This is a genomic window from Streptomyces platensis, from assembly GCF_008704855.1.
In the GTDB taxonomy this organism is placed as follows: domain Bacteria; phylum Actinomycetota; class Actinomycetes; order Streptomycetales; family Streptomycetaceae; genus Streptomyces; species Streptomyces platensis.
In genome coordinates, this window is record NZ_CP023691.1 from 165,730 (window position 1) to 180,608 (window position 14,879).

Annotated in this window: 12 protein-coding genes; 6 read left to right on the forward strand and 6 right to left on the reverse strand. The window is 71.7% G+C overall.

Going from position 1 to position 14,879, the window contains the following annotated elements:
• Nucleotides 1-7: 7 nt before the first annotated feature.
• Nucleotides 8-880 carry a helix-turn-helix transcriptional regulator gene (locus CP981_RS00740; protein ID WP_085924087.1) on the reverse strand — a complete coding sequence of 291 codons (873 nt, stop codon included), beginning with the start codon at nucleotides 878-880 and terminating at the stop codon, nucleotides 8-10.
• Nucleotides 881-1,084: 204 nt separating this feature from the next.
• Between CP981_RS00740 and CP981_RS00745 the strand changes: the two genes are divergently transcribed.
• A complete protein-coding gene (locus tag CP981_RS00745) occupies nucleotides 1,085-1,936 on the forward strand; it encodes an oxidoreductase (RefSeq protein WP_085924086.1) in 852 nt (283 codons plus the stop codon).
• 185 nt (nucleotides 1,937-2,121) lie between these two features.
• Here the strand turns inward: CP981_RS00745 and CP981_RS00750 are convergent, their stop codons facing one another.
• Entirely contained in the window at nucleotides 2,122-2,460 is a 339-nt protein-coding gene (locus CP981_RS00750) for a hypothetical protein (protein ID WP_085924085.1), read from the reverse strand.
• Nucleotides 2,461-2,644: 184 nt separating this feature from the next.
• Here CP981_RS00750 and CP981_RS00755 point away from each other — a divergent pair, with 184 nt between their 5' ends.
• The 3 genes from CP981_RS00755 to CP981_RS00765 all read left to right on the forward strand — a co-directional run bounded on the left by CP981_RS00755 (nucleotide 2,645) and on the right by CP981_RS00765 (nucleotide 7,407).
• A complete protein-coding gene (locus CP981_RS00755; protein ID WP_208852872.1) occupies nucleotides 2,645-4,261 on the forward strand; it encodes a PucR family transcriptional regulator in 1,617 nt (538 codons plus the stop codon).
• 244 nt (nucleotides 4,262-4,505) lie between these two features.
• Entirely contained in the window at nucleotides 4,506-5,864 is a 1,359-nt protein-coding gene (gene alr / locus CP981_RS00760) for an alanine racemase (protein WP_244329465.1), read from the forward strand.
• A gap of 181 nt (nucleotides 5,865-6,045) precedes the next feature.
• Entirely contained in the window at nucleotides 6,046-7,407 is a 1,362-nt protein-coding gene (locus CP981_RS00765) for an amino acid permease (protein WP_244329466.1), read from the forward strand.
• A 147-nt stretch (nucleotides 7,408-7,554) separates the two neighbouring features.
• Here the strand turns inward: CP981_RS00765 and CP981_RS00770 are convergent, their stop codons facing one another.
• A complete protein-coding gene (locus tag CP981_RS00770; RefSeq protein ID WP_085924082.1) occupies nucleotides 7,555-8,028 on the reverse strand; it encodes a lamin tail domain-containing protein in 474 nt (157 codons plus the stop codon).
• Between the two features lie 549 nt (nucleotides 8,029-8,577).
• On the opposite strand from CP981_RS00770, the gene CP981_RS00775 reads away from it, so the two are divergent.
• Complete coding sequence (locus CP981_RS00775) at nucleotides 8,578-9,879, forward strand: M64 family metallopeptidase (protein ID WP_244329467.1); 1,302 nt, start codon at nucleotides 8,578-8,580, stop codon at nucleotides 9,877-9,879.
• Between the two features lie 145 nt (nucleotides 9,880-10,024).
• On the opposite strand, the gene CP981_RS00780 is transcribed toward CP981_RS00775, so the two are convergent.
• A complete protein-coding gene (locus CP981_RS00780; protein WP_085924080.1) occupies nucleotides 10,025-11,032 on the reverse strand; it encodes an NADP-dependent oxidoreductase in 1,008 nt (335 codons plus the stop codon).
• A gap of 165 nt (nucleotides 11,033-11,197) precedes the next feature.
• On the reverse strand, nucleotides 11,198-12,703 hold the full coding sequence (locus tag CP981_RS00785; protein ID WP_150522303.1) for a sigma-70 family RNA polymerase sigma factor: 1,506 nt from the start codon (nucleotides 12,701-12,703) through the stop codon (nucleotides 11,198-11,200).
• Between the two features lie 318 nt (nucleotides 12,704-13,021).
• Here CP981_RS00785 and CP981_RS00790 point away from each other — a divergent pair, with 318 nt between their 5' ends.
• Complete coding sequence (locus CP981_RS00790; RefSeq protein WP_244329468.1) at nucleotides 13,022-13,936, forward strand: CAP domain-containing protein; 915 nt, start codon at nucleotides 13,022-13,024, stop codon at nucleotides 13,934-13,936.
• Nucleotides 13,937-14,005: 69 nt separating this feature from the next.
• Here the strand turns inward: CP981_RS00790 and CP981_RS00795 are convergent, their stop codons facing one another.
• Nucleotides 14,006-14,797, reverse strand: a complete 792-nt coding sequence (locus tag CP981_RS00795; RefSeq protein ID WP_085926893.1) for an alpha/beta hydrolase — start codon at nucleotides 14,795-14,797, stop codon at nucleotides 14,006-14,008.
• Nucleotides 14,798-14,879 lie beyond the last annotated feature (82 nt).

Sequence of the window (14,879 nt, forward strand, 5' to 3'; positions counted from 1 at the left end):
CGGACGTCTAATGATCTGCGGGCCGGCCGTGCGAGGTCTCGGGCTGCCGTATCCACGCGGCCAGTAGCCGAAGCGCCTCTTCGGAGCTGGAGCCTGCCTCGGCGGTGTAGACACTCAGCCTCTGGTCCGGGTCGGCGGGCAGGGTGAGGGACTCGTAATTGAGGGTGAGCGGGCCGACGATCGGGTGGTGGAAGTGTTTGCTGCCATGCGTGTGCCGATACACGTTCTGGTCGGCCCACCAGCGGCGGAAGTCCTCATCTGTGATCGAGAGTTCGCCGACGAGTTCGGCCAGCAGTGGATCGTGGGGATGGCGTCCGGCGTCTCGGCGGAGCGAGGAGACAATGTCCTGGGCGTGGGTGTCCCAGTGGGTATACAGCGAGCGGGCGTTCTCGTCGCAGAACATGAACCGCACCAGGTTCCGCTCGCGGTGCGGCAGCGCGTCGAAGTCGGTGAGCAGCGCACGTGCCATCTGGTTGGACGCAAGGACGTCCAGTCGCCGCCCCAGCACGAGGGCGGGGGTGTGGTCGAGGATCCGGAGCAGGTCGCGCAGCCCCGGGCGGACCGGCTGCGGACGCGTCGCCGTGCGGCGGGGCCTGCCTGCGGCGGGCTTGGCGAGCTGGAACAGATGGGTGCGTTCGACGGGATCGAGGCGTAGCGCGCGGGAGATGGCGTCCAGCACGGTTTCGGAGACGTTCAGCCGGCGTCCGCGTTCCAGGCGTACGTAGTAGTCGACGCTCACGCCCGCCAGTTGCGCGATCTCTTCGCGGCGCAGTCCTGGCACTCGCCGAGAGCCGCCGTCGTCGGACAGGCCCGCCTGGCGCGGGGTGATGCGTGCCCGCCGAGAGCGGAGGAACTCACCGAGAGCTGTGTTGCGGTCCATGCCGTTCACGATAGGGCCCAAGATCACCCCGACGGCCGGCGAAAGGGGGACTGGCAGTCCCCCGGTCCGGCTGTCCCCGGGGCGAAGCGGGCCCCCCGGAAGCCGATCAGCGGCCGATTCCGGTGCTGAAGTGGAACGTGTCGAGACCGACCGGGCCTCACCGCCCTGGTCGGCCTCTGTTCGTATGCCACGAAGGGAACTCCTGTGTCGGACACCAAGACATTCCTGATCACCGGCGTCAGCACCGGCCTGGGCCGCGCACTCGCCCGCGCGGCGTTGGCCGCGGGCCACCGGGTGGTGGGCACGGTGCGCACGCCCGCCGACGCACGGGCCTTTGAGGCGCTCGCCGGCGACGCGCACGCCCGCATCCTGGACGTGACCGACCATGACGCGGTGGACACGGTCGTGGACGAGACCGAGCGCGACCTGGGCCCGGTCGACGTACTCGTCGCCAACGCCGGGTACGGCCATGACGGCCTCTTCGAGGAGTCGTCGATGGAGGACCTCCGCCGTCAGTTCGAGGTGAACGTCTATGGAACCGTGGCGGTGATCAAGGCCGTGCTGCCGCACATGCGGGAGCGCCGTGCGGGCCACCTCATCGCCGTCACCTCGATGGGCGGGCTGATCACCATGCCGGGCCTCAGCTTCTACCACGGCAGCAAGTTCGCGGTGGAGGGCATCCTCGAAACGCTCGGCAAGGAAGTCGCCGATTTCGGCATCCATGTCACCGCCGTCGAGCCGGGCAGTTTCCGGACCGACTGGGCCGGCCGCTCGATGATCCGCGCACCCCGTGTGATCGCCGACTACGACGAGCTGTTCGAGCCGCTGCGCGCCCGGCGCATCCGCGGCAGCGGGCACCAGCCGGGCGACCCGGACAAGGCCGCGGCCGCGGTGCTGCGCATCGTGGCGGCCGACCAGCCGCCGACGCGCCTGCTGCTCGGCACCGACGCGCTTCAGCTCGTCCAGGCCGGACGCGACGCCTTCGAGCGCGACATGCTGGCATGGGCCGAGCTGTCGGCCTCCACCGACTTCGGTGACGTCAGCCGGTCCGCCTGACGTCACTCGCTGTCGGGCTCCCGGCGAGGGGCTTCGACGGCGGCCGTCATTCAAGCTCAGGAGCGGCCCGGCGGCCGGACCTCCGGATCCGAGCGCGCTTGAGGGGCCCGGCGGCCCCACAACCGCCGAACCCCTCCGCGAGGGGGACCCGCCGGTCCCCCTCGTGCTCTCAGCCCGACGTCGCGCTACGCCGTCTCATGGCCGTTGGAACCGTTGATCTTCTCGATCGCCTGCCGGGCCTGTTCCTGGGGGGAGCGGGCGGGCAGCGGCGACACCGTCGTGGAGGCCACGGCGGGCTGCGCCCGCTCCTGTGGCATGGCCTTGGCGTGGGCCGCGGGCGACCGGATACGCAGGCGATGGCCGGCGGCCTCGTCCAGGGACACCGGGCGTTTGAACCGGGCAGCCAGCCGGGCGGCGTCCTGGCCGAGGGCGGCGACGTCCTCCCACTGCAAGCGCACCACCAGCGAGAGTTCGGCGTCTCCGTCCGGCAATGCCTGAAGCTGCGGGATACCCGGGTCAGTCATGCTGCCTCCTCACATCGTGGACCGGTGCCTCAGGGGACACGGATATGGAGAGATACGCACGGACTCCCGCGACCGTTCACCTCCCGCCGGCCGGAAAGGGGAACCGGGGTGGGCCCGGCCGGCGGAGGTGCGCCTTCCGTACGGCACGATGGTGGGTGGAACGGTGAAACGGGTGATGCCAGTGATGAGCCTTCAGCGGCTTCTCAGCTCCGTCGGGCCGGCCGTGCTGTCGGGCGTGTGCGCCCCCGGAGGCACCGCGGTCCCGGTGGGAGATGTGGTGATCGCCGAGCCGGACGGTGGCTTCGATCTGCGTCCGGGCGATGTCGTCCTCGGAGTGAATCTCACGGACCGGGAACCGGCCCTGCGGCTGCTGTCGTGGTGCGCCGAGCGGTCGGCGGGCGCTCTGCTGCTCAAGGCCCCGGTCGCGGTCGACGAAACGGTGGTCACGGCCGCGAGCGCGGCCGGAATCCCGCTGGTGCAGGTCGAGCAGCAGGCGGGCTGGGCGCAGGTCGTCTCGCTGCTGCGGGCGGTGCTCGACAGCGAGGGATACGCGGACTCCGGCAGCGGGACGGCCGGTGCCGAGGCGGGGGACCTCTTCGGTCTGGCCGATGCGATCGCCGCCGTGATCGATGCGCCGGTCACCATCGAGGACCGCAGCTCCCGGGTCCTTGCCTACTCGGCGCGGCAGGAGCGCGGTGACGAGGCACGGGTCGCCACGATCATGGGCCGGCACGTCCCCGACGAGGTCAACGCCCAATTCCGGCAGTACGGCGTCTTTCACCGGATCGCCCAGGACACCGGACCCATCTACGTCCCCGCGGTGGTCGAGGGCACCAAGCCGCGGCTGGTCGTGCCGGTGCATGCCGGCGGGGATGTGCTCGGCTCGATCTGGGCCATCGTCCCGGGGCCGGTGCCCCCCGAGCGGGCCGCGGCGTTCGCGGACACGGCCGCGACGGCGGCGCTGCATCTGCTGCGCCGGCGCGCGGGTGCGGATGTGGAGCGCCTGGTGCTGACCGACTTGGTCGCCACGGTGCTGCACGGCCAGGAGGGAGCGGCGGACGCGGCGCGACGGCTGGGGCTCACCACCGGTCCCTGGCGGGTGATCGCCGTGGGGGTGCGCTGTCCGGACGACGAGGAGGCGGAGCGACAGCGGCTGACTGTATGGGAGCGTATGTCCCGCTTCCGCGGCAGCCGTCTGCGGTCACCCGCGGCGATCGTCGGCGGGGTGGTCTACGGGATCGTCCCGGCGGAAAGGGTCGGCCCCGACGCCGACGACGGGCCCGGATGGGTGGAGACGCTTCGGGGCACCACCGGGAAGCCCGCTCCGCTGATCGCGATCGGTGGGCTCGCGGCGTCGGTCCCCGGGCTGGCGCGCTCGCGCGAGCAGGCCGACGACACGCTCGATCTGCTCCGGACCGGCCTGATCGCGCGCGAGCAGGCGGTGCACGACGAGGTGTGGGCGACGGTCGTGCTGCGCCATGTCGCGCGGTCCGCCGCGGCGGCACGGATTGCGGGCGTCGGGCCGCTCCAGCAGCTGGTGGACCACGACCGGGCGCACGGTACGAACTGTGTGCCGACGTTGTACGCCTGGCTCCAGGAGCGGGGCGATCCACGGGCCGCCGCCGCCCGGCTGCACATCCACCCCAACACGCTCCGACACCGGATACGCCGCCTCCAGGAGGTCGTGGCGCTGCCGCTGGACGACCCGGAGGTCCGTACCGCTCTGCTGCTCCAGCTCACCGCCCGCCAATACGGCGGCGCGGAAGGCGGACCGGACGACGCCGTGGGTACTTCCGGGTGAGGGAACCCGGGCCGCTGCCCGGTATGTCGCTGTGACGGTCCGGCGTCTCCGTATGGCGGGATTTCCGTATGCCGTCCTCCCGTACGCAGCCTTCTGCCCCGCCGCCCCCTCCCGTTGTTCCGGCCCCACTGCCGAGCGGCCCGGGACAGTGCCGAGCGAACGATGACGGGCCGTCCTCCCGCCGAAACCATGGCTCCACCCGCAGCTCACCGGGCAGCAATGGATTTCATGGAAGGACGGTGGCATGTCGTTCGGCATGGCCCGCGAGGCCGAGAACGTCGAAGCCGGATACGGAGCGGCGGTGACCGCGGTCGTGGACGGGCATCCTCCGGGGGTCTCCGCGAGGCCGGTCCCGGGCGCGGGTCCGGCGTCCTCCGCCGTATCGGTCCCGGCGGCCGGAGCTGTGGCCGGACCGCACAGCCAGGACGGGCAGTACGGCCAGGACGGGCAGCAGGCCGGAACACCGCACGCCCAGGCCCGTATTGACCTCGCGGCGATCCGCGCCAATGTCAGCCGGTTGTGTGACACGGCGGGGTCCGCCGAGGTGATGGCCGTGGTCAAGGCCGACGCCTACGGGCACGGCGCGGTCCCCGTCGCCCGTGCGGCGCTCGCGGGCGGTGCCACCTGGCTCGGCGTCGCCGGGATGCGGGAGGCGCTGGCACTGCGCGCGGCCGGTGTCCCCGGCCGGCTGCTGGCGTGGCTGCTGACCCCCGGTGACGACTGGAGTGCCGCGGTGGCCGCGGGCGTCGAGCTGTCGGCCGGTGCCCCGTGGGCGGTGCGGGCAGCGGTCCGGGCGGCGCAGGCCGTGGACCGTCCCGCGCTGCTCCACCTGGAAGCGGAGACCGGGCTCGGGCGCGGCGGCGCCGCCGCGGGCGACTGGCAGACGTTGGTGGACAGCGCGGCGTCCGCCGAAGCGGCCGGGTATCTCCGGGTGGTCGGCGTGTGGTCGCATCTGGCGCGGGCCGATGAGCCCGGACACCCCTCCTGTGCACGGCAGTTGGAGACTTTTCGCAACGCGGCCGGGATCGCCCGTCGGGCCGGCCTCGCTCCCGATGTCCTGCATCTGTCCAACTCGGCCGCCACCCTGACGCTTCCGGAGGCGCACTTCGACCTCGTCCGTCCCGGGCTCGCCGTCTACGGACTGAGCCCGGTGCCGGACCTGGCCGGGCCTTCGGAGCTGGGGCTGCGGCCGGCGATGACCCTCACCGCCCGCCTCGCCTCCGTCAAGCGGGTCCCCGCCGGACAGGGCGTCTCGTACGGCCACCGCTATCGCACCGCCCGTGAGACGACTCTCGGACTGGTGCCCCTCGGCTATGCCGACGGCGTTCCCCGGCATGCGTCGCAGGCCGGCCCCGTCCTCGTCGCCGGCCGGCAGCACACGGTGGCGGGCACCGTGTGCATGGACCAGTTCGTCGTCGATCTCGGCGACGCCTCCGCCGCGCCCGGGGACGAGGTGGTGCTCTTCGGGCCCGGCGACCGCGGAGAGCCCGGTGCGGCGGACTGGGCGCGGGCCGCCCACACCATCTCCCACGAGATCGTCGCCCGCATCGGCACCCGCGTACCGCGCACCTACACGGGCGGCTCGGCCCCCGGCGACCACTGACGCCCACTCCCCCATCCCCTTGGATCAGCCCCGACGAAGACCGCCCCCTGACGAAGAGAGCCTTCACATGACGCACCGGCTTCCACCGTCCACACCGCGTCCTGCCGGGAATCAGGAATCCCGCTCCGGCGACCCCGGTCCTGAGCATCTCCACCGGGGCCTGCACTCCCGCCACATTCAGATGATCGCGATCGGCGGAACCATCGGTGTGGGGCTGTTCCTCGGTTCCGCCGAGGCCCTGCACAACGCCGGTCCGGGCCTGTTGCTCAGCTATGCGGTCGCCGGCGTGGCCATCTTCTTCGTGATGCGTGCCCTGGGCGAACTCCTGGTGTACCGGCCGGTGTCCGGTTCGTTCGCCACGTACGCGGAGGAGTTCATCGGCCACTGGGCCGGGTTCGCCACCGGCTGGAGCTACTGGCTGATGTGGGTCGTCACCGGCACCGCCGAGCTGACCGCGGCCGGGATCTACGTCCGCTACTGGTGGCCCGCGGTGCCCCAGTGGCTGCCCGGTCTCATCGCCCTGGCGATCCTCGGTGTGGTCAATCTCGCGGCGGTCCGGCTGTTCGGCGAGTTCGAGTTCTGGTTCGCCATCATCAAGGTGCTGACCATCGTCGTCCTGCTGGTGATGGCCGCCGCGATCCTGATCTTCGGCTTCGGTCCCCTGGGGGAGACCGCGTCACTGAGCAATATCTGGTCGCACGGTGGCGTCTTCCCGCACGGTATGGCCGGGCCGCTGTTCGCCCTCCAAGTGGTGGTGTTCGCCTTCGTCGGAGTCGAACTGCTCGGGGTGACCGCCGGTGAGAGCAAGGACCCCGAGAAGACCCTGCCCACCGCCGTACGCCGGGTGATCTGGCGGATCGGGCTGTTCTACCTGGGCGCCCTCACCGCGGTCATGGCACTGGTCCCGTGGAACCAACTCGATCCGCACGTCAGCCCGTTCGTGCTGGTCTTCGCGAAGGTCGGGATCCCCGCGGCGGCCGCTGTGGTGAACATGGTCGTGCTCACCGCGGCCCTGTCGTCCTGCAACAGCGGGGTGTTCTCCACCGGCCGGATGCTGCACACCCTGGCCAGGGACCGGCACGCACCGGCCGCGTTCGGGAAGGTCAGCCGGCAGGGCGTGCCCGCCGCGGGCATCCTCGCGTCCATGGCCGTCATGCTGCTGGGGGTGGCCGCGAACTACTTCGTCCCGGAGAAGGCCTTCGCGTATGTCACGAGCGTGGCGACCGTCGCCGCGGTGTTCACCTGGGGCATCATCTCCTCGGCACATCTGCGCTTCCGGGCGGCGGTCCGCGCCGGGCGGCTCCGGCCGGTCGCCTTCCGTATGCCGCTGGCGCCGGTGTCGAACTACTTCGTCCTCGCCTTTCTCTGCCTGGTGGTCGTCCTGCTGGCCTTTGACGCCGAGACCCGCATCGCGCTGTACGTGGCTCCGGTGTGGGCGGCGATCCTGGTGGCGGGCTACTTCTTCGCCCGTCGCAGCCGGACCGCCGGCCCCCAGGGGACTCCGCCCGACGAGGAGACTCCGGAGGCGTCGCGGAGCAGGTAGCCGGGGCCCGGGGCCCGGGGCCCGGGCCCCGGGTCAGAAAATGGCGGTGCGCCACAGGCTGGCTGCCTGTGGCGCACCGGTATCGGAGCGGCGGCCGGTGCGGGAGAGTCGGGCGCTCCCTCCCCCACCGGTCAGCGCCGCACGGGGTCAGCGACGGTGACCGTGCCCCCAGCGCACCTCGTCGACGACCCGGCGGTGGTCGTTGCGCAGGGTCGCGTGGTCGTGGTCGTTGTCCCAGACGTAGTTGCGCCGGTCCTGGTAGACATCCCAACGGTTGTCCTGGCCGTGGCCGGTGTGGACACGGACCTGGCTGCGGCCGGCCAGTCGCAGGTTGCCGAAGCGGTAAGCGTGTCCACTCTTGTCGGACAGGCTCCAGCCCTTGAGGTTGATGGGTGTGCGGCCGGTGTTCCGCACCGTCACCCACTCCGCGTTGAGGCTGCGGTTCGAGCGGTCGTCGCGTCCCGGGCTGTCGTACTGGATCGGTCCCAGGACCACAGCGGACCGCCAGCGCTGCGGAGTGTGGCGGTGGTGGCCATCCGCGCCGGCCGGGATGGCGGCGGTGGCTGCCAGGGCGGCGGAGCCCAGCACCACCATGGCGACACGCGAAGCGTTACGGAACATCGAACCTCCTGTGAAAGGCGCCACGTTCAGGGCGCCCAAAAACCGGACACCCGGCCGGTTTGACCGGGCTCCCACAGAGTGACGGCCCGTCATGCCTTGGCGGAAGAAATCCAAGTTGGTGTTACAAAACACGGACATATACACAACCGCACCACGCCAGGCGCGTACGCCCCCGCGCTCGCCCCACCCCCCGCGACGCCCCTTACACGTATCGCCGTGCATCCCTTGCGGGGCGCGGGTCATCGGGAGCGGACGGGACGGCGGGCGGGTGCCGGGAACGGGTCGGGCGGGGTGGTTGGCGGGCGCCGGCGCCGGTCACACAAGTCGCCTGCCGGGAACGGACATTGCTCTGCCGGACACCTGCTCGCGCCCCCTCGCCCAACCCGAACTCAACTGTCCGGGTGCGCCACTTACGCACCATCCGTTGCCTGGAGCCTCTGGAGCCTCTAGTTTGAGCGCGCCTGATTTCGGCTCAACCCGCCGCGTTGCGGCGGGCTTCGGGAGGAACCCCCCATGCGCACAAGCACTTCCGGACATCACCGCAGACGCATGTCGCCACGCATACGCACCGCGGTGTCCGTCGGCATCGCCGCGGTGGCGGTGGCCGCGACGGCCGCCGCGGCCACCGCGGAGACCGCCACCCCGCCCCCGTCCACCGCACGCACCCAACACGTCGAGTACTTCAGCGGCGCGGACGGCCACCCACGGCAGACCAGCGTCCCGGCCTCGAAGCCGCTCGCACCGTCCGAGAAAGCCGCGATCGCCGCCGGCGACGGCGACGTCACCTCGATCGTGCAGAGCGGCCCGGTCGGCAGCAAGCTCGATGTCGTCTTCATCGGTGACGGCTACACCGCCGCCCAGCAGGAGGACTTCCACGCCGACGTCCGCGCCAAGTGGGCCAAGATCTCCGCCGTGGAGCCGTACGCCGCATACCGCGGCCTGTTCAACGTCTGGGCCGTCGACGCCGTCTCCAACGAGTCCGGCGTCTCCGGGGACCCGACCAAGGACGTGGTCCGCGACACCGCCCTGGACTCCGCGTTCTTCTGCGACGGCACCGAGCGGCTGCTGTGCGTCGACACCGGCAAGGTCGAGTCGTACGCCTCCAAGGCACCGGCCGCCGACCTCGTCGTGGTCCTCTCCAACTCCACCAAGTACGGCGGTGCGGGCTACAACGACGTCTCCTCGCAGGTCGGTTACGACGGGATCGCCACCGCCTCCTCCGACAACGACCAGTCGGACCAGATAGCGGTGCACGAAACCGGCCATTCACTGGGCAAGCTCGCCGACGAGTACGACTACGGCCAGTCCGGGACCTACTCCGGACCCGAGCCCGCCCAGGCCAACCTCAGCAAGCTCTCCGCCGATCAGATGACCGCCCAGCAGCAGAAGTGGTACCGCTGGATCGGCCAGCAGTCGCCGGACGGCGGCGCGGTGGGCGCGTTCGAGGGCGGCGGCTACTACCAGTACGGGCTCAACCGCCCCACCGAGAACTCGATCATGCGCACCCTGGGCCGGGAGTTCAACCTCCCCGGCCGTGAGGGGATGATCGCGGGCTTCTACCGCTATGCGAGCGTGCTGAGCAGCCCCCTGTCCACCCACCATGCGGTGTCCCGCGGGACCCGTATCCGGGTCACCGCACCCGCCTCCGCGCAGCTGACGTGGTCCGTCGACGGCCGTGAACGCAAGGCCGCGCGCGGCAAGTCATCGGTCATCCCGCGCACCCTCGGTATCCCCGCCGACGGCCGCCCCCACACGGTCACGGCACGGGCCACCGACCGTACGAAGGCCGTCCGTGACCCGGCGCTGCGCAAGCTGCTCTCCCGCTCCCTGAGCTGGCACATCGCGCCCTAGTACGCCCCTCCAGCTCCTCGCACATCGCCCCGGTCGCCGGGCGGGCCGGTCCACGCGCCCGCCCGGCGGCCGGGGCCGGCTCATTGTGCGGTGGCGTGGTCAGCGCACCAGGGGGAGGAAGACCGTATCGACGGTCTCTTCGCCGTCAGATGCGCACCACCATCTTCCCGGTGTTCCGGCCGTTCATCAGCCCGAGGAAGGCCTCCACCGCGTGGCCGATACCGTCCTCGACCGTTTCACGGAAGGCGATCTTGCGTTCGGCCAGCCAGCCGCCCATCTCCTCGGCGAAGCGCGGCTGGAGGTGCGCATGGTCCCCGACCTCGAAGCCGCGCAGCGTGATCCGCTTCTTCACCAGCTCGATCATGTTGCGCGGCCCCGGTGCGGGCTCGGTGTCGTGGTACCCGGAAATCGCTCCGCACAGCGCGGCCCGGCCGTTCGGCTTCAGGACGTCGATGGCGGCCTCCAAGTGGTCACCTCCGACGTTGTCGAAGTACACATCGATACCGTCCGGGGCGGCCTCGGCGAGGAGTTCGCGCACCGGGCCGGTCTTGTAGTTGAAGGCGGTGGTGAAGCCGAGTTCGCCGGTCAGATACTCCACCTTCGCCGCGGAACCGGCGCTGCCGATCACCGCCTTCGCCCCGCGCAGCCGTGCGATCTGCCCGGCCAGGCTTCCCACCGCCCCGGCCGCGCCGGAAACGAACACCGTGTCCCCCGGACGCATTCCCGCGATCCCGGTCAGCCCGACGTAGGCGCTCAGTCCGGGCATCCCCAGTACGCCGAGGAACGCGGAGTCCGGTACCCCCTCGACGCGCCGCAGCCTGGTGAACCGCCCCGCCGGCGCGACCGCGGCGGTGCGCCATCCGAGGTCGCTGAGGACCAGGTCCCCCGGCGACAGACCGGCCGCCCGCGAGACGACCACTTCGCCGACCGCTCCGCCCGTCATCGGCCGGTCTAATGCGTAGGCCAGGCTTCCCGTGTCCTCGGCGCTCATCAGGGCCCGCATATACGGGTCCACCGACAGAAAGGTGTTGCGGACCCACACCTCCCCGTCGGCCGGTGCCGGCAACTCCCGCTCCACGAGCCGGAAGTCCCCCGGCACCGGACGCCCCACGGGACGTGCGGCCAGCTGCCACTCCTGCACGGTGTCGGTCATGCGCTGCTCTCCTTGTGTGCGACGGAATGCTTCTCCGTGAAGGTGCAGCGCTGCCGGCCCACATGGCATTCCGGTGCCGACGGTTCGTCCGGCGCCAGGTGCCCGCGGTTCGTCGGGCGCCATCTGACGGACTCCGGGCGGCCGTTGCCCTCCCGGCCGCGTAGTTCAGCGCGGTGCCGCCATGTCCTGGGTCCACCAGGGACCGCCCGCGCCCTGGACGACGCCGATGCCGACGTCCGTGTAGGCGCAGTTGAGCAGGTTGTCGCGGTGCATACGGTCGCCCATCCAGTCGTTCACCGCCCCGGCGGCGGTCCGCGGGCCGCGGTCGAGGTTCTCGCCCCAGCTGCTCCACCGGTAGCCGGTGGCGGTGATCCGGTCGTCGGGGCCGGTGCCGTCCGGGGCCTGGTGCTCGTAGTACTGGCGGGCCGCCATATCGGCGGAGTGACGCTGTGCCGCGGTGTGCAGTCGCCGGTCGATACGCAGCGGCCCGCAGCCGGCCTGCGCCCGCCGCTGGTTGATGAGTGCGGTGGCCTGCTCTTCGAGGTCGGGCGGGGTGGCCGAGGGGGTGGGGGTCGGTGTGGCCGACCGGGTGGGGGGTGCGGTCTTGGAGCGCGACGGGGACGGGGTGGGCGTGGGGGTGGGGGTCGGCGACGGGGTGCGCGAGGCCACGGTGTGGGTCGCCTTCGGCTCGGCCTTCTGCTTCTCCGGGGGTGTGCCGGGAGCCCACCACACGGCGGCGCTGACGGCGACCACGAGGGTGGCGGTGCCCGCGACGACCGGGCCGGTCTTCCCCCGGGGCGGCCGCGGCGGCACGGGGTGTGCGCCCGACGTGCCGGAGGCATGGTGCGTGGGTGCCGAGGTCGCCTGTACGGTCGCGGCGGCCGGGGCCGGCAGGACGTGCGGCGGAGTGAGGTGCGAGGGCAGCGGCAGCAGGGCGAGACCGGCCAGCAGGCCTTCGGCGGGCAGCAGGCCGTCCCAGTGCCCGGAGCAGTCCGTGCACTGCCGCGCATGGCGGGCTATTCGCTTGCGCCACAGGGCGCAGGGCTCCTGGTCCCAGGCTGCCGTGAGCTGGGACAGTTCGGGGCACAGCGGCGTCGCGGAGAGCGCGCGGACCACGACGCGGCCGGCCTCCAGCTGCTCCTTCATGCGCTGCACCCGGACCGCCGTCTGGCGGGAGTCGATCCCGACGGCGGCGACCAGCTCCGGCCTGGTGATCTCGCCGGCGGCCTCCAGCCACCACAGAGAGAGCAGCGACCGGTCCCGCTCGTCCAGCCAGCGGGTGGCCGCGGCCACCTCCCGGCGCTGGCCGGACAGTCCCAGCTTCAGAATGGTCAGGTCCACGAAATCGGCCGAGCGGTCGGCCCGTTCCGGCGCCTGGTCCAGTCCGACGACGGGGGTCTTCCGGGCGGTGGCCCACCGGCGGCGTACCTGGTTCATGGCGATCGCCACCAGCCAGGAGCGGAAGGACGCCGGCTCCCGCAGATCGGCCAGCGACTCCAGGACGCGCAGCATGGTCTCCTGCACCACGTCGTCGACGTCCGCATGGCCGTCCAGCGCCCGTCCCACGACGTTGTAGATCAGTGGCAGGTAGGCGGCGACCAACTGCTCCTGGGCCTCTTCATCCCCGGCCTTGGCCGCCTCGACGGCCGCCGTCCCGTTTTCCTGCTTCACGCCCACTCGTTCCTGTTCCTTCGTGCGTACCCGTGGCCCCCATACACCGGAGATCCCGCGCGCCGGCCGCGATAACGAAAACCTACGTGGGTCCGGAAGAGACCCCTTCCCCGGCTCGCGCGCGTGGCGCGCTTCCGGTGCCCCGGCCCGTTCACGCCGCGTGGATTCCGGCCTGCCGACGGCCCGCGAAAAAAGTTTTCGCGCTTTTCGTTATCGGGCGCCCGCCGCGTGGTCTCCCTTGTGTCGGCCCGCGAAGCCAACGGGTCCCCCCGGGCTCCGCGGGCCGACGGATCGCTGTCCCCCACAGGAAACGGAACCATGAACTACGACCACCTTCAGACGGAGCGCCACGACGAGACTCCGGCCGGGAGCGGCCGCGGGACGAGCGAGTCCGGTATGCACCGGCGTTCCGGCGGAGCCGGGACGGGCGGCCGGCACGGGCGGACCGGTGGTTCGCACCGCGCCGGCAGCACTCCCCGGCGCAAGGCCACCCTGCTGGCGGTGGCGGCCGTGGTCACCGTGGGCGGCGCGTCCGCGGTGCTGTTGCGTCCCGACTCCGGTGCCGACCGGGCGCTCGCGGCGGACGCGTCCGAGCCGTCGGCGCCCACCGCGGAGGTCTCCGCTTCCTCGACACCGGACACCTCGCCCTCGCCCAAGCCGCACAAGCCCTCGGCCTCCCCGTCCAAGGCCAAGAAGCACGCCAAGAAGCACACTTCCCCCCGGCCGAAGGCCAGCCGTCCCAGCAGCGGCTCCGGGAACGCCCAGCGCACGACGCCCCGTACGCCGCACGTCGATTCCGGCGCGGGAGCCACCACGCCGAACGGAGCGCAGGCCGCGTCGGGCACCGCCGCGCGGTTCGCGCAGAAGATCGTCGAGCTGGTCAACGCGCAGCGGGCGCAGCACGGTTGTGGTCCGCTCACCGTCGATGCCCGAATACAGCGCGCGGCGCAGGCCCACTCGGACGACATGGCCGCCCGCAACTTCTACGACCACAACACCCCGGAAGGCGTCGACCCCGGCACCCGGATGACCAAGGCCGGGTACCCGTGGGGCAGTTGGGCGGAGAACATCTTCAAGAGCCCCAAGGACCCGGCCACGGCGATGGAGGGCTGGATGAAGAGCCCGGGCCACCGGGACAACATCCTCAACTGCTCCTACAAGACCACCGGTGTGGGCGTCAATCTCAGCAGCAACGGCCCTTGGTGGACGCAGGACTTCGCCACCCACCGCTGATCCGGCGGCTTTCCCGGCGGTGCGGGCCGGAGCCGGCTCGCACCGCCGGTGCCCTGCGGCACCGCCGGCTCAGCTGTCCGCCGGGGCGAAGGTCCGGCCGAGGAAGCCGTCGAGGCTGCGGCGGGCCGCCGTACCGTGCGGACCGGCGAAGATCTCGGCGGCGTGGCGCCTGCCGGGCAGGACCGTGACCTCGGCCTCGGGGAAGCTGCCGGCGACCTCGCGCAGCCGCTTCTCGTCGGAGAGCGGGTCGTCGGCGGTACCCAGAAGCAGCAGTTCCCCGTCGTACGAGGTGCCGTTCCCGGCGGAGTAGCCGCCCAGCGAGGCCAGGGGGCTGATACCGGCGACGCCGGCCGGGCGGTCGGTGCGGTCCGTGAGCATGCCGAGCATCAGCGTGCCGCCCATACAACCGCCCACCCACGCCACCTCCTTGGCGCCGCGCGAGCGCAGCAGGCGGGTCGCGTCGGAGATGGTCCGGCGACGGTCCACACCCCAGTCGAGGGTGACCACGTGATAGCCGTCGGCGGCGAGCCGCTTGGCCTCGGCCGCCCATTCGCAGGCGTCGCCCCAGGAGATGGGGGCGAAGACCACCCCGCGCGGGCCGGTGCCCAGGGTGACCAGTCGGCCGTCCCGCGAGGAGCCGGGCGGGCGGTAGGCGGTGGCGCCTTTCACGCCGTGGAAGCACGACGGCAGCCGGTCCGGTGTGGCGCTGAACTCTCCCACGGCGATGGTTCCCTTCTCGGTGGTTCCTCCCTCGGCGGAGCGACGGTTTTCCGCCATCGCGCTCCCCTGTGGGGCCGTTTCCTCGTCACGGCCGGCGCAGGCGGTGGCGCTGGTCAGGGTCAGAAACAGGACCGCTGTCATGGCCAGGGCACGTCTCGGCGCACATGTGAACATGAGAGAAGCATAGAGAGAAAGCATTGGGAAAAGCTATATTGAAAGGTAG

Bases quoted from the DNA above. Each gene is read 5' to 3' on its own strand.
- CP981_RS00780 (WP_085924080.1), bottom strand. From the start codon at position 11,032: ATGACCGACACCGTGCAGGAGTGGCAGCTGGCCGCACGTCCCGTGGGG.
- CP981_RS00750 (WP_085924085.1), bottom strand. From the start codon at position 2,460: ATGACTGACCCGGGTATCCCGCAGCTTCAGGCATTGCCGGACGGAGAC.
- CP981_RS00790 (WP_244329468.1), top strand. From the start codon at position 13,022: ATGAACTACGACCACCTTCAGACGGAGCGCCACGACGAGACTCCGGCC.
- CP981_RS00765 (WP_244329466.1), top strand. From the start codon at position 6,046: ATGATCGCGATCGGCGGAACCATCGGTGTGGGGCTGTTCCTCGGTTCC.
- CP981_RS00755 (WP_208852872.1), top strand. From the start codon at position 2,645: ATGAGCCTTCAGCGGCTTCTCAGCTCCGTCGGGCCGGCCGTGCTGTCG.
- CP981_RS00740 (WP_085924087.1), bottom strand. From the start codon at position 880: ATGGACCGCAACACAGCTCTCGGTGAGTTCCTCCGCTCTCGGCGGGCA.
- CP981_RS00770 (WP_085924082.1), bottom strand. From the start codon at position 8,028: ATGTTCCGTAACGCTTCGCGTGTCGCCATGGTGGTGCTGGGCTCCGCC.
- CP981_RS00795 (WP_085926893.1), bottom strand. From the start codon at position 14,797: ATGACAGCGGTCCTGTTTCTGACCCTGACCAGCGCCACCGCCTGCGCC.
- CP981_RS00775 (WP_244329467.1), top strand. From the start codon at position 8,578: ATGTCGCCACGCATACGCACCGCGGTGTCCGTCGGCATCGCCGCGGTG.
- alr (WP_244329465.1), top strand. From the start codon at position 4,506: ATGTCGTTCGGCATGGCCCGCGAGGCCGAGAACGTCGAAGCCGGATAC.